Origin of the sequence: Enterobacter sp. ECC-019 (assembly GCF_043974075.1) — a bacterium.
Classification (GTDB): Bacteria; Pseudomonadota; Gammaproteobacteria; order Enterobacterales; family Enterobacteriaceae; genus Enterobacter; species Enterobacter asburiae_D.
Genome location: NZ_CP143759.1, coordinates 2,002,776 through 2,017,123, shown reverse-complemented (window position 1 = coordinate 2,017,123; position 14,348 = coordinate 2,002,776). Strand labels below are relative to the sequence as shown.

Below are 14,348 nucleotides of genomic sequence, written 5' to 3'. Positions count from 1 at the left end.
TACTGATTTAAGAATTCAGCGCAACAAAAATTTCGATGAAGATCACTTAACTGCTTACGAATCATGCTGCACGACCAGAAATAACGCGATTTCTGGTCATGCGGTAATCATCCCATCGAATTCAGACGTTTTTGCGCCTGCTTAGCACCTTCGGTACCCGGGAATTTAGAGACCACCTGCTGATAAACCGCTTTGGCTTTCGCAGTGTCGCCTTTGTCCTGCATGATGACGCCCACTTTATACATCGCATCAGGCGCTTTTGGCGATTTCGGGTAATTTTTTACCACGGAGGCAAAATAAAACGCCGCATCGTCCTTTTTACCCTTGTTGTAATTCAGCTGACCGAGCCAGTAATTCGCATTTGGCTGATAAGTGGAATCAGGGTATTTCTTAACAAAGCTCTGAAACGCAGCAAGCGCCTCATCCTGACGAGATTGATCCTGCACCAGGGCGATGGCCGCGTTGTAGTCCGTATTCGCGTCACCGCTCTGTACAGGCGCACCTGTTGAAGCAGATGCATCCGCTGCCGGCGCAGATGTCGCCGCACCGCTCTGATCGCCCGCGGCTGGCTGCGCTTGTGCTGCACCACCACCGCTGCTCAGACTATCCATCTGCAGCAAAATCTGCTTCTGACGTTCCACAACCTGGTTCAACTGATACTGGCTTTCCTGAATCTGGCCGCGAAGAGAGTCAATATCGTTTTGGTTATCGGAAAGTTGTTGCTGGAGTTGGGTTAAAAGCTGGCTGTGAGCGTTAGAAATACGCTCGAGTTGAGTGACCCGGTCTTCTACCGAGCCTGAGCCGACACTACTGATTGGTGCCTGAGCAAAAGCGGCCCAGGGGGCCGCTATTCCAACCAGTAACGACAGACTCAACAGATGATGTCTGAAGTTACTGCTCATGCAATTCTCTTAGTAAACCAGTACGGCACGACGGTTTTTGGAGTAAGCCGCTTCGTCGTGACCCAGTACTGCAGGTTTTTCTTTACCGTAAGAAACGATGGAGATCTGGTCAGCAGAAACGCCTTTACCCTGCAGGTACATTTTAACAGCGTTAGCACGACGTTCACCCAGGGAGATGTTGTACTCTGGAGTACCACGTTCGTCCGCGTGACCTTCTACGGTGACTTTGTAAGATGGGTTGCTACGCAGGAAGTTAGCGTGCGCATCCAGCATCGCAGCGAAGTCAGAACGGATGTCGTATTTATCCAGATCGAAGTAAACGATGTTGTTCTGCTGCAGCTGCTGCATCTGAAGACGCGCTTGCTCTTCAGAAGACATGTTGCCATTGCCGTTCGCGTCCATACCGGTGCCGGCACCCATCATGCCTTCGCCGCTCTGGTCATTGCTGGCGTTCTTGTTAGAAGAACACGCTGCGATTGCCATTACAGGCAGAGCGATCATCAGCCCCTTCAGCACTTTGTTCAGTTGCATTTCTATGATTCCTTTAGTAATCAATTAATTATTATTTACAGATACGGCGACCAGGCAGGTGATTTTACCTGTCCATCAGTTGCCGGAATACGCGCTTTGAAACGCCCATCTGTAGAAACCAGATTCAGCACAGATCCCATCCCCTGAGAAGAGCTGTAGATTACCATCGTGCCGTTAGGTGCCAGACTTGGCGTTTCATCCAGGAACGTTGACGACAGAACTTGAACGCCACCCGCTACCAGATCCTGTTTGGCAATGTGTTGCTGCCCACCGTTGGAGCTCACCATTACCATAAATTTACCGTCGCTGCTCACGTCTGAGTTCTGGTTCTGCGAACCTTCCCAGGTAATACGCTGCGGAGCACCGCCGTTGACGTTGACTTTATAGATTTGTGGACGGCCAGCCTGGTCAGAGGTAAATGCCAGGTTTTGACTGTCCGGGAACCATGAAGGTTCGGTGTTGTTGCTACGACCGTCGGTCACCTGACGGATCTGGCCAGAGCCAATGTCCATCACGTACAGGTTCAGGCTACCGGTTTTTGACAGCGCAAAGGCCAGTTTAGACCCGTCCGGAGAGAACGAAGGCGCACCGTTGTGACGTGGGAAAGATGCAACCTGACGAACAGCACCGTTTGCCAGCGTCTGGATAACCAGCGCTGAACGGCCGCTTTCGAAGGTAACATAGGCCAGTTTAGAACCGTCCGGAGACCAGGCTGGAGACATCAGCGGCTGTGAAGAACGTTTCACCAGGAACTGGTTGTAGCCGTCGTAGTCAGATACGCGCAGCTCATACGGGAACTGACCACCGTTGGTCTGCACCACATAAGCAATACGGGTACGGAACGCCCCTTTAATACCGGTCAGTTTTTCAAATACCGCATCGCTGGCAGCGTGTGCCGCATAGCGCAGGTACTGCTTAGTGACCTTGTAAGAGTTCTGTGCCAGAACGGTACCCGGTGCACCGCCGGTATCCACCAGCTGCCAGGCCACGTTGTAAGAGCCGTCCGGGTTAGGCGTAACCTGACCCACAACCACGGCATCAATACCCAGTGCAGACCACGCTGCAGGCTGTACTTCCTGCGCACTACCCGGCTGCTGAGGCAGACGAGAACGATCTAACGGGTTGAATTTCCCGCTGTTACGCAGGTCAGCCGCCACGATGCCACCGGCATCTTCAGGTGCAGCGCCAGGACCGGCCCACTGGAACGGAACAACGCCGATTGGGCGTGCCGAGTCCACCCCCTGGGTGATCTCGATACGTACTTCTGCGTGCAGTACTGCTGCCCACAGCATTAAAAAACCAAATGCTACACGTAATGCCTGCTTCATCATATCTCCCTTATCCGGGTAACCTTACCCACGATAATTTAGCAGAATGTTAACAAACTCAAATAGACAAAACTACCAGAACCCTGTGACTAAACCTGGTCTATTTTTCCCCGTTTGCACGGGGAAAATGTAACTTAAGGTTTGAAGTCCAGCGGCGCATTTTTAAAGACTTCGTAAACGGCCTGAGACGGCGGTTTAGGCATCTTCGCCTGACGCGCTGCTGCCAGGGCCGCAGTACATAAAGCCGGGTCGCCACCTTCAGACTTAATATCCAGCAGCATGCCGTCCGGTGCCAGTTTTATACGCAACGTACACGTTTTACCGGTATAGGAAGACGCATCATAGAATCGGCTTTCAATAGCGGATTTAATCTGCGCGGCATAACCGTTGATTTCAGCCCCGCTTGCACCGTTACTCTTAGTGTTACCACTTCCGGTCGGCGCTGCGTTGTTTCCTTTCGCCCCACCGCCCGCTTTCGGTGCATTCTTACCGGAGCTCAAATCGCCCAGCAGATCGTCAACGCCTGCGGCGGCGGCGGCTTTTTCAGCGGCGGCAGCCTTCTTCGCAGCGGCTTTTTCAGCTGCTGCTTTCTTATCGGCAGCGGCCTTCTCAGCTGCAGCTTTTTTATCAGCAGCGGCTTTTTCTGCGGCTGCTGCTTTTTCTGCTGCCGCTTTCTCAGCTGCAGCCGCTTTCTTAGCAGCCTCGGCAGCAGCTTTCTTCTCTGCGTCCTGAGCGGCTTTCTTCGCGGCTTCGGCTTCCGCTTTCTTCTGAGCATCAGCAGCGGCTTTTTTCGCAGCTTCCGCTTCGGCTTTCTTCTGAGCATCGGCAGCGGCTTTCTTCGCGGCTTCCGCTTCAGCTTTCTTCTGGGCATCAGCCGCGGCTTTCTTCGCAGCTTCTGCTTCAGCTTTCTTCTGAGCATCAGCAGCGGCTTTCTTCGCCGCTTCTGCCGCTAATTTTGCCTGGGCATCAGCCTGCGCTTTCGCGTCTGCTGCGGCTTTTGCTGCCGCCTCTTCCGCCTGCTTTTGCTGTTCCTGGGCTTTCTTCGCGGCCTCTTCGGCTTGTTTCTGCTGTTCCGCCTGCTCTTTCGCGGCTTCCTGCGCCTGCAAACGTTCTTTCTCAAGCTGCTTCAGACGCTCCTGCTCTGCGGCCTGCTTTTCACGCAGTTCTTCCGCCTGCTGTTGCGACTGTTTTTCACGCTGCTCTTCAGCCCGTTTGGCACTCGCCTTCTGCTGCTGTTCGCGATTATAGTTCTGTACTACCGCACCAGGATCCACCATCACGGCGTCAATGGAAGACCCTCCACCGCCGCCGGCTGATGCATCAATATGCTCGTCGAACGAACTCCAGATCAGCGCTGCAAAGAGAATAACGTGCAGCACTGCGGAGACGATTATCGCTCGCTTAAGCTTGTCGTTCTGTTCGGTTGCCTTTGACACTATCGGTTCCCAAAAACTACGCGGATGATCAAATAGGTTGGGTCATTAAGCCAACTGACTTAACACCCGCACTATGTAGCAAGTTCAGCGCTTTAATAATTTCATCGTAGGGTACGTCTTTCGCGCCACCGATTAAGAAGACCGTTTTCGGATTTGACTCCAGGCGACGCTGCGCTTCAGCAATCACCTGCTCAGGCGGCAGCTGATCCATACGATCTTTCTCGACCACGACGCTGTATTGCCCTACGCCGGAAACCTCAATGATAACCGGAGGATCGTCATTGGTGCTCACCGCCTGTGATTCTGTCGCATCCGGCAGATCCACTTCCACGCTCTGGGTAATGATTGGCGCTGTCGCCATGAAGATCAGCAGCAGTACCAACAGGACGTCCAGCAGTGGAACGATATTGATTTCGGACTTGAGCTCGCGACGACCTCGTCCACGCGATCTGGCCATGGTTTACCCCTTGTTGCTCTCGGTGCTGGTAAACGCCTGACGGTGCAGAATCGCAGTGAACTCTTCCATAAAGTTGTCGTAGTTCAGTTCCAGTTTGTTCACGCGCTGGTTCAGACGGTTGTAAGCCATAACCGCCGGAATTGCCGCAAACAGACCGATAGCGGTCGCAATCAGTGCTTCAGCGATACCCGGTGCAACCATCTGCAACGTCGCCTGCTTCACCGCGCCCAGCGCGATAAAGGCGTGCATGATCCCCCACACGGTACCAAACAGGCCGATATACGGGCTGATGGAACCGACAGTGCCGAGGAATGGAATGTGCGTTTCGAGATTTTCCAGCTCGCGGTTCATAGAGATGCGCATCGCACGCGAGGCACCTTCCACCACCGCTTCCGGCGCATGATTGTTTGCACGATGCAGACGGGCAAACTCTTTGAAACCGCTATAAAAAATTTGCTCGGAGCCTGTAAGGTTTTCACGGCGTCCCTGGCTTTCCTGATACAGACGAGAAAGCTCAATACCCGACCAGAACTTATCTTCAAACGCTTCGGCTTCACGGCCAGCGGCATTGAGAATACGCGTTCTCTGGATGATGATGGCCCAGGATGCGATTGAAAAACCAATCAAAATCAACATGATAAGTTTAACCAGAAGGCTTGCCTTCAGGAACAAATCAAGGATATTCATGTCAGTCACTGCTTAAACTCCGCGACAATAGACTTAGGAAGCGCACGAGGCTTCATTATGGTTGGATCAACACAAACAATCAGTACTTCAGCTGAGTTCAGTACGGTATTCTCTGCGTTGACTATCCGCTGCGTGAAAACCAGTGAGGTCCCGCGCATTGATGTAATTTCAGTTTGGACTTCGAGCATATCGTCGAGTCTGGCAGGCGCAAAATACTCAAGCGTCATCTTGCGAACCACGAAGGCAACTCGCTCAGCCAACAGTACCTGTTGACTAAAGTGATGATGGCGCAGCATCTCTGTGCGTGCCCGTTCATAAAAAGCAACGTAGCTGGCGTGGTAAACCACACCACCGGCATCGGTATCTTCGTAATAGACACGAACCGGCCATCGAAACAGCGTTGTATTCACTTTACATCCCGGTAATGCAACAAAAGTTAATGCTTTTAAACTTCGCTACTATACGCGCGGGAAAGAGGGTTGGGAATGGGAGAAAGTAAACGGAGAGTAAATTTTTATGGGCCAGGGTAAGCCCATAACGTTAACGGACATTTCTTATTCAGAAGAAGAAGAAAATCAAACCGGCGAGAAGCACCAGATCGGCAATCAGCGGGAAAAAAATTCCCTGCCAGTGAACGGCTTTCGGACGAAAGCCCACGCCGTGGATCACACCTGCACACACCGCCCACATAATGAGGAAGCCGTGCCAGATTTCAAGCTCGCTGGTTTTCGCTGCAAAGCGCGAAGGGTCCCAGAAGATACAACCTGCCAGCAGTAATGCCATCACTAAAGAAAGCGCCCGTAACGGGCGCTTATCCATTACCGCGTAAAGTTTCGCGATAATATTCATCAGTGTTTTTCTTCACCCGCTTTGGTCGCTTCGACGTGCTCAAGCGCCAGGGCAGTGATGACACCAAATGCACAGGCAAGAAGCGTCCCTAAAATCCATGCGAAATACCACATATTCAGCTCCTTACTTAGTACATAGAGTGGGTGTTGCTTTCGATATGTTCTTTCGTGATGCGACCGAACATTTTCCAGTAACACCAGATGGTGTAGGCCAGAACAATCGGAACGAACACGCAAGCAACATACGTCATCAGGTTCAGCGTCATATGGCTGGACGTTGCATCCCACATGGTCAGGCTAGCATTCAGCATGGTGCTGGATGGCATGACGAATGGGAACATCGCAATACCCGATGTCAGGATGATGCACGCCAGGGTCAGTGATGAGAACACGAACGCCAGAGCGCCTTTCTCCAGACGAGACGTCAGCACGGTCAGCAGCGGCAGCAATACGCCCAGAGCCGGGATAGCCCACAGCGCAGGAGTATTGTTAAAGTTAACCAGCCATGCACCTGCCTGACGCGCCACTTCTTTGGTCAGCGGATTAGACGGCGCAGTATGGTTGATTGCAGACGTCACCACGTAGCCATCAATGCCGTACACCACCCACACACCGGCCAGTGCGAAGCAGACCAGCGTGACCAGTGCCGCAACCTGAGCCGTCGCGCGAGAACGCAGGTGCAGTTCACCAACCGTACGCATCTGCAGATAGGTTGCGCCCTGAGTGATGATCATCGCCACGCTCACCACGCCTGCCAGCAGACCAAACGGATTCAGCAGCTGGAAGAAGTTACCGGTGTAGTAAAGACGCATATATTCGTCCAGGTGGAACGGTACGCCCTGCAGCAGGTTACCGAACGCCACGCCGATCACCAGCGGTGGAACGAAGCTACCGATGAAGATGCCCCAGTCCCACATGTTGCGCCAGCGGGTGTCTTCAATCTTGGAACGGTAGTCGAAACCGACCGGACGGAAGAATAAAGAGGCCAGCACCAGAATCATCGCCACGTAGAAACCGGAGAACGCAGCCGCGTAGACCATCGGCCAGGCAGCGAACAGTGCGCCACCTGCGGTGATCAGCCACACCTGGTTACCGTCCCAGTGAGGGGCGATGGAGTTGATCATGATTCGACGCTCGGTGTCATTACGACCGAGGAAACGGGTGAGCATCCCCACCCCCATGTCGAAACCATCCGTGACGGCGAAACCGATCAGCAGAACGCCGATCAACAGCCACCAGATAAAACGCAATACTTCATAATCGATCATTTGATGACTCCTGTCTTAGCGTGCCGGCTGAGTAGTCGCGGTGGACTGCTCGTAGTGATAGCGACCGGTTTTCAGGCTGCTTGGGCCAAGGCGCGCGAACTTGAACATCAGGAACAGTTCAGCCACCAGGAACAGGGTGTACAGACCACAAATCAGCAGCATGGAGAAGATCAGATCGCCCGCTGTCAGGGAGGAGTTCGCTACCGCCGTTGGCAGTACCTCACCAATCGCCCATGGCTGGCGGCCATACTCCGCAACAAACCAGCCGGATTCGATAGCGATCCACGGCAGTGGAATACCGTACAGCGCGGTGCGCAGCAGCCATTTTTTCTCACCGATGCGGTTGCGAATCACGGACCAGAAGGACGCCGCAATGATCAGCAGCATGATGATGCCGCAGCCCACCATGATACGGAATGCGAAGTACAGTGGCGCAACGCGTGGAATCGAGTCTTTGGTGGCCATCTGGATCTGCGCTTCTGTCGCATCAGAAACGTTCGGGGTATAGCGTTTCAGGAGCAGACCGTAACCCAGATCTTTCTTCACGTTGTTGAACTGGTCGCGAACGGCCTGATCGGTAGAACCGGCACGCAGCTGTTCCAGCAGCGAGTAGGCTTTCATACCGTTACGGATACGCTCTTCGTGCTGAACCATCAGCTCTTTCAGACCGGTCACCTGCTTATCAACAGAACGGGTGGCGATGATACCCAGCGCGTAAGGGATCTGAATAGCGAAGCGGTTTTCCTGCGCGTCCTGATCGGGAACACCGAACAGCGTAAAGGCAGCAGGCGCCGGTTGGGTTTCCCATTCGGCTTCAATTGCGGCCAGTTTGGTTTTCTGCACGTCACCCATTTCGTAACCGGATTCATCACCCAGAACGATAACAGAGAGGATTGCAGCCATACCGAAGCTTGCAGCGATAGCAAAGGAGCGCTTAGCAAACGCGAAGTCACGACCGCGCAGCATGTAGTAAGAACTGATACCCAGGATAAACATCGCGCCGCACACATAGCCAGAAGCAACGGTGTGAACGAATTTAACCTGCGCAACCGGGTTCAGGACCAGCTCGGCAAAGCTGACCATCTCCATACGCATGGTTTCGAAGTTGAAATCAGACGCGATAGGGTTCTGCATCCAGCCGTTCGCCACCAGGATCCACAGCGCGGACAGGTTCGAACCTAATGCCACCAGCCAGGTCACCGCCATATGCTGGACTTTACCCAGACGGTCCCAACCGAAGAAGAACAGACCTACAAAGGTGGATTCGAGGAAGAATGCCATCAGACCTTCAATGGCCAGCGGCGCACCGAAGATATCCCCTACATAGTGGGAATAGTAAGACCAGTTAGTCCCGAACTGGAACTCCATGGTCAAACCGGTTGCCACGCCCAGTGCAAAGTTGATACCAAACAACTTGCCCCAGAACTTGGTCATATCTTTATAAATCTGTTTGCCGGAGAGAACGTATACCGTTTCCATAATGGCCAGCAGGAACGCCATACCGAGCGTCAGTGGCACAAACAGGAAGTGGTACATCGCGGTCAAGGCAAACTGTAAGCGCGACAGTTCGACTATATCTAACATCATGACTCCTTGCTCATCGCATGAAGACTCCGAGAGTGAACCCCGTCAGAGAGAGATCCACACGCATGCCCCAATACAAATTATTCGCATCCTTGTCGTCGTTATTACCCTGAAGAAGGATAAAAACGATGACGTGAGGTTACAAATACGTTAATAAAAAACTCAAATTGATCCCGCAAATATAATACGCTGCAAAACCCTTACAATAAACAGGTTTTTATTGAATCACATTTACGTTTTTCGACGGTGATCAATTTATAGCAAAATTACCACTTTTCGGCCATTTTGATCGGGGACAATTTAGCGCTTTTCAGCGTCTTTTTCCAAGGATTAAACTTTGATTTAAATCAAAAACAATCATTGATGTTAACCATGTTTAATCATAGTGAGAATAGTAAAAACCATGTTAATGATATGTGCATGCAAAGATGAGATTGGTTATCGAAGACGGGGAAGAATATAAACAGAAGTGATTTTAATTAACGCTAAAGAGAGCAACATTTTAGTGAAGGACAAACAATAAAGCGTAGTCGGTCCAGGTTATTTTTCCATTGCATTTATGCAACCCTTCGAAATTACATTTAATTTACTTTTAATGCCTCATAAGTTAACACCGCTGTGTGACTATTTAATGAAAAAAGGCTGCTCTCTGCAGCCTTTTTTCGTATCACGGTGCTCAGGCGATAAGAATGCTAAAGGTTCGCGACTGCCCCGGTCTGAATGCCCCGACAATGCCCTCTTCTTCACACCGAGCCATTATCCGTTCGTTCATGTCCGTTTCGCACCACCGTTTCACCGTCGGATTCATCGATAGCGTTGTGTCACATGCGCTGGACGCCGAAGGGTTGAACAGGCGGAGAATGAGCTCATCACGATCTTCAGCCTTTTTGAGCGTACTGAGCACGCATCCCGTTGGCGAAAGTGCTAACAGACTGTAACTTTCCGGCGTGATAAACGACGCGCGATTCAGTTTCATCGCATCCCAGGGAATTTTGTTATAGCACTGCACCGGCGTTAACCACGATTTAGCCTGCTGTGCGACGCCCGCGTTTTCTGGCGTACCGCTGAAGCTGAAGAGGCTAAAGCGACAGGTTAACGGCCCGCGCACCTGAGAGTCAGGAACAGGCATTTTGATCCCAGAAGGTCTGCCTGGACGCAACAGCAAATCTTCTTTCCCGAGCAGCCCCACGCCGCGCAGCAAGGTTAAGGCAAATGCTTTTTTGTCATCGCCCACCACTTCAAACTCACGCAGTCCCTCGGTGAAGAGCGCCAGCCCGTTGCGCTTTTCCTGCAGGACGGCATAGTTGAGTAAATTCCAGACGGGAACCGGCGCTTCTTTCCAGCCCTCCTCCTGCCAGGTCGCCATCGCCGCGTCCTGCACCGGGCGGGTGAGCGAGCCAAACTGCGTATCCGCTAACACTTCCTCTGTCATAAACGGCGTAGGGATCAACACGCGAACGCGGTGGTCGTTAGCCTGGTTATCCAGACGCACGGCCACATCAATACGCCTGCTGTTATGGTTAAGCGTGACGTCAAACTCCACGTTGAGGGAGCCGTTTCGCTGGCGCGCCGCGCGTTCGGCCAGATTTGCCGGAACGGCGATCCGATGGCGTATCGCCGCCCTGCTCTGCCAGCCTTCTTGCGTGACCTCAACCTCATGTTCGCCCTGCGCTGAAGTGAGTCTCCACTCTTCCCGGGAAGGTGAATAGTCGTACTCATCGCCATCGTCCGAACTCTCTTCGATTTCCAGTACGCGGTCATAAATAAGCCCGGTTTCTTTGTCGCGCAGGCGCAGCGTGCCGTCATCGTTTAAATCAATCTGCCAGAAGGCATTTTCAAGTAAGGATTCGGTATTTTTCACCGCCGGGAGCGCCTTCCCGGCCACGTTCGGTTCGATATACAGCGTACGGTAGCCCATCGACGGCAGTATCTGGCTGAGTTGAATATCAAACTCCATAAACGGCTCGTAATTGCCGTAGTGAACAATCTGCCGGTCAATGATACCCGGGTCGAGCTCGCGCGCGCTGCGGATGAAATACGGGATCTCATTGCCTTTTTCATCGCGCAGTCGGAACTGGCTGGCCCGCAGCCGAATCGTGGTGTTCATTACCTCTTCACGCGGCCAGGGCATCAGGTTGAACATCACCAGCTTATCGGCGTCGCTTTGCGGCATGTTGTCGGCAATCTTGCGCATATAGAAACGCACCAGGTTGTCCGCCATGTCCTCAGCCAGCTCAAAGCGGGAGACAATCTCGCGGTGCACCTTATCGCTACAGCAGCAGCCGATGCTGTCGTGAGCGTGGTTTTTGAGGATCTCTTTCCACATCTTCTCCAGCAGGCCGTGGTGGTAGTCGAAGCCCAGCGTCCAGGCAAGCGCCGCCAGCGGCTCGAGGATATTGACAATTTTATTCTCAATACGCGCATGGGCGATTTTGATATCCATGCGCGTGGAGCCGATGGTCCGGTGGACGCGCATGTATTTCCCGTCGATAAACTCCCCTTTTAGCGTCGCCAGCTCATCGCGGTGCGCGTCGATATAATCAAACACCTCTTCGAACCGACTCATCACGAATTGACGCTGGGGATAGATTTCACGAAGCTTATCCATCACCGCGAAAATGTTCTGCTGCAGCGGCATCTGGTCGTGGCCGTTGGGCAGCAAAATCTCTTTGGTGACGGAGGCGTTTTCCAGGACCTCGAAATAGCTGTCGAGCCGTTTTCGCAGCCCTGCTTCGTCCTCCGGTAAGTACTTACCAATCGCGTAGCCCAGCGGCAGCACCTGCGCCGCCACTTCACTGCCGTCCTGGCTCTGCCAGAGAAACTCGGTTTTGTCGGTCCCGTGTCGTTCAGAACAGCCGCGCCAGAACATCGTGCGGGTAATGCCAAACCCGTTATAGATATGCGGTAGCTGGCCGGACATACCAAACGAATCCGGCAGATAGCCGATCTTCATCGGCTCGCCGAACGCCATGCAGTCGCGCATGCCGTACATCAGGTTGCGGACAATCGACTCGCCGCTGACAATCGTGGTATCGGTCTGGGTATACCAGGGGCCGATAATCAGCTTTCCGCGCTCTACAAGCGCTTTCACCCGAGAGCGGTTTTCAGGCACGACGGCGAAATAATCCTCCAGCACCGCCGTCTGTCCATCGAGGACATAATATTTATACTCGTCATCCTGCTCCAGACGGGTCAGGATCTCTTCCATATTATTGACCAGAAGAATACGCGACTCTTCGGTGGTGAAGTACCACTCACGGTCCCAGTGCATATGCGGCGTGATATGAACGCGAGATACAGCTTTCATCTTCGTTTCCTGTTTGTGCGTTGTTACGGTATGGCGTCTTCAGTGACGTAACTGCCCTTTTTCACCGCCTGGCGTCGCCAGAGCAGCAGAATAAAGGTGGAGATAGCGGTACCCACCAGCGCCGCGCCAAACCAGCCCGCCGCCGCAACCACACCGCTCAACCCGGCATCGTGAAGTAAAAAGAGAGAGAAAATACCGGCCCCCGGCGTGGACAACCCGATCCCCATCGCGCCGACAATTGCGCCTGTTACCATGGAGCCGAGCACAAATGAACCAATGACGCGAAGCGGATCCTCAATCGCCATCGGAATCGCCCCTTCGGTAATGCCCGCGAGGCCGAGCAGCCAGGTGGATTTACCGGTTTCAATTTCAAACGGTTTAAACAGTTTCGGTGCCAGCAACGTTGACGCCGTGACGGTAAAGGCCGACACCATTTTGACGGAGGCAAAGATCGCATAGGGACCGTATACCCCGTTAGCCATCGCACCCAGACAGAACGCGTAAGAGGCTTTGTTGACCGGGCCACCCAAATCGAATGAACACATAAACCCGAGGATCGCCCCCAGGAGCAGCGCGTTCGCGCCGGACAGACCATTAAGCCAGGCGGTGAGCGTAGTATTAAGCCAGGCCACCGGCTCACCGATCACGAACAGCATCAGGCTGCCCGCCCCCAGTACGCCAATAACCGGATAGAGATAAAAGGTTAAAAAGCCGTTGAAGCGGCTACTCAGGCGAATGTGATTTTTCACCCAGCGCATCAGGTAACCCGCGATCAGCCCGCCGACGATAGCGCCCAGAAAACCTGAGCCGATCATATTGGCCGCCAGACCGGCCGCAAAGCCCGGGGTCAGCGCAGGTTTATCCGCCAGCGAGTAAGCGGTATAGGCCGCCAGAACAGGGACCATCAAAATGCCGAGCATGCCGCCGCCAAGCTTGCGGTACATCCACAGCCATGAGTTTTCCTGGTCGAACAGATGCTGCAGGCCGAGGATTTGCGCCAGCAGTACCGACACGGCAAGCACCGTCCCGCCGGCGACGATCAGTGGCACCGCAAAGGAGATACCGCTAAGGAGCGCCTGCTTAAGCTCAGTTTTAACGCTCTTTTTCATTTCCGTATCGCCATGCGCATGATTCGCATCGGTAGAAGGCTGTAGCGCCAGAGCGCGCTCGATGAGCGCTTCAGCATGGCGCAGGGGTTCCGCGACGGGTACGAAGATGGCGGGGATCCCCTGAAAACGCTCGCTCTCTTTGATCGCCACTTCCGCCGCAAAGATGCACGCTTTGGCCTCCTGCAACTGCTGCGCGGTGATGCGCCCCTCAATGCCGTTCGCTCCCTGCTTTTCGACCACCACGTTGACGCCCAGCTTACGTCCCGCTTTTTCCAGGTACTCAGCTGCCATATAGGTATGGGCGATCCCGGCCGGACAGGCGGTGACGCAGATGACGGTTGGTGCGTTCACCAGTGTGGCAACCTCGTCTTCCTGCGAGACACCGTTCAGCGCATCAAGCAGATCTTCTGCCGTCGCTGCAGCCATAACGCGCTCCCGGAGTGCATCATCTGCCAGGCGAGACGTCAGCGCCGTCAGCACCTGGATATGCGTGGATCCCGCTTCAGCAGGCGGGATGGCTAGCAGGACGATCAGCTCAACGTTTTCAGGGCCGTCCACCCCCTCCCACTCCAGCGGTTCGCTCAGCGTAGCAACAGCAAAAGCCGCTTCGTTCACCACGCTCGATTTACCATGCGGGACAGCCAGCCCTTCTCCCAGTGCGGTTGGCCCCTGCGATTCGCGACGATAGACCTCCGCCAGAAATGCATCGCCATCGGTAATTTTGCCCAGCACCACCAGTCGCATCGTAAGCTGGCGAATTGCCTCATCACGGCTGGCATAGTGCGCCTGCACGCAGACAGCGCTGGGGTGGGTCAGAGTCGTCAGGTTCATAAGATCCTCACACGTAAGTTGTTATTGTCTGGCGGCAATTGTGGCAGGCCACACAATACA

At 53.6% G+C, this 14,348-nt stretch carries 13 protein-coding genes; all 13 read right to left on the bottom strand.

The features are described 5' to 3' along the window. Positions 1 to 107: 107 nt before the first annotated feature. The 13 genes from cpoB to mngA all read right to left on the bottom strand — a co-directional run bounded on the left by cpoB (position 108) and on the right by mngA (position 14,288). Positions 108 to 902: a cell division protein CpoB gene (gene cpoB, locus V1566_RS09430; protein WP_395305697.1), complete on the bottom strand. Its 795-nt coding sequence runs from the start codon at positions 900 to 902 to the stop codon at positions 108 to 110. A 9-nt stretch (positions 903 to 911) separates the two neighbouring features. Continuing rightward, positions 912 to 1,433, bottom strand: a complete 522-nt coding sequence (pal, locus tag V1566_RS09425; protein WP_003858578.1) for a peptidoglycan-associated lipoprotein Pal — start codon at positions 1,431 to 1,433, stop codon at positions 912 to 914. 35 nt (positions 1,434 to 1,468) lie between these two features. Then, a complete protein-coding gene (gene tolB / locus V1566_RS09420) occupies positions 1,469 to 2,761 on the bottom strand; it encodes a Tol-Pal system beta propeller repeat protein TolB (protein WP_063143146.1) in 1,293 nt (430 codons plus the stop codon). Between the two features lie 134 nt (positions 2,762 to 2,895). Continuing rightward, entirely contained in the window at positions 2,896 to 4,197 is a 1,302-nt protein-coding gene (gene tolA, locus V1566_RS09415; protein ID WP_159513669.1) for a cell envelope integrity protein TolA, read from the bottom strand. 28 nt (positions 4,198 to 4,225) lie between these two features. Continuing rightward, the gene (gene tolR / locus V1566_RS09410) at positions 4,226 to 4,654 is read right to left on the bottom strand and encodes a colicin uptake protein TolR (protein WP_003858589.1); all 429 of its coding nucleotides are present in this window, start codon (positions 4,652 to 4,654) and stop codon (positions 4,226 to 4,228) included. A 3-nt stretch (positions 4,655 to 4,657) separates the two neighbouring features. After that, entirely contained in the window at positions 4,658 to 5,350 is a 693-nt protein-coding gene (gene tolQ / locus V1566_RS09405) for a Tol-Pal system protein TolQ (RefSeq protein ID WP_008501101.1), read from the bottom strand. Further along, positions 5,347 to 5,751: a tol-pal system-associated acyl-CoA thioesterase gene (gene ybgC, locus V1566_RS09400; protein ID WP_003858593.1), complete on the bottom strand. Its 405-nt coding sequence runs from the start codon at positions 5,749 to 5,751 to the stop codon at positions 5,347 to 5,349. Before ybgC ends, tolQ begins: the two co-directional genes overlap by 4 nt. Positions 5,752 to 5,899: 148 nt before the next feature. Beyond that, on the bottom strand, positions 5,900 to 6,190 hold the full coding sequence (ybgE, locus tag V1566_RS09395; RefSeq protein WP_395305696.1) for a cyd operon protein YbgE: 291 nt from the start codon (positions 6,188 to 6,190) through the stop codon (positions 5,900 to 5,902). After that, positions 6,190 to 6,303, bottom strand: a complete 114-nt coding sequence (cydX, locus tag V1566_RS09390; protein ID WP_003858598.1) for a cytochrome bd-I oxidase subunit CydX — start codon at positions 6,301 to 6,303, stop codon at positions 6,190 to 6,192. The genes ybgE and cydX overlap by 1 nt, the downstream gene beginning before the upstream one ends. A 14-nt stretch (positions 6,304 to 6,317) precedes the next feature. After that, on the bottom strand, positions 6,318 to 7,457 hold the full coding sequence (cydB, locus tag V1566_RS09385) for a cytochrome d ubiquinol oxidase subunit II (protein ID WP_023334940.1): 1,140 nt from the start codon (positions 7,455 to 7,457) through the stop codon (positions 6,318 to 6,320). A gap of 15 nt (positions 7,458 to 7,472) precedes the next feature. Next, on the bottom strand, positions 7,473 to 9,041 hold the full coding sequence (gene cydA, locus V1566_RS09380; protein ID WP_395305973.1) for a cytochrome ubiquinol oxidase subunit I: 1,569 nt from the start codon (positions 9,039 to 9,041) through the stop codon (positions 7,473 to 7,475). A gap of 676 nt (positions 9,042 to 9,717) precedes the next feature. After that, the gene (gene mngB / locus V1566_RS09375; RefSeq protein WP_395305695.1) at positions 9,718 to 12,348 is read right to left on the bottom strand and encodes a mannosylglycerate hydrolase; all 2,631 of its coding nucleotides are present in this window, start codon (positions 12,346 to 12,348) and stop codon (positions 9,718 to 9,720) included. A 23-nt stretch (positions 12,349 to 12,371) separates the two neighbouring features. After that, complete coding sequence (gene mngA / locus V1566_RS09370; protein WP_395305694.1) at positions 12,372 to 14,288, bottom strand: PTS 2-O-a-mannosyl-D-glycerate transporter subunit IIABC; 1,917 nt, start codon at positions 14,286 to 14,288, stop codon at positions 12,372 to 12,374. Positions 14,289 to 14,348: the final 60 nt, after the last annotated feature.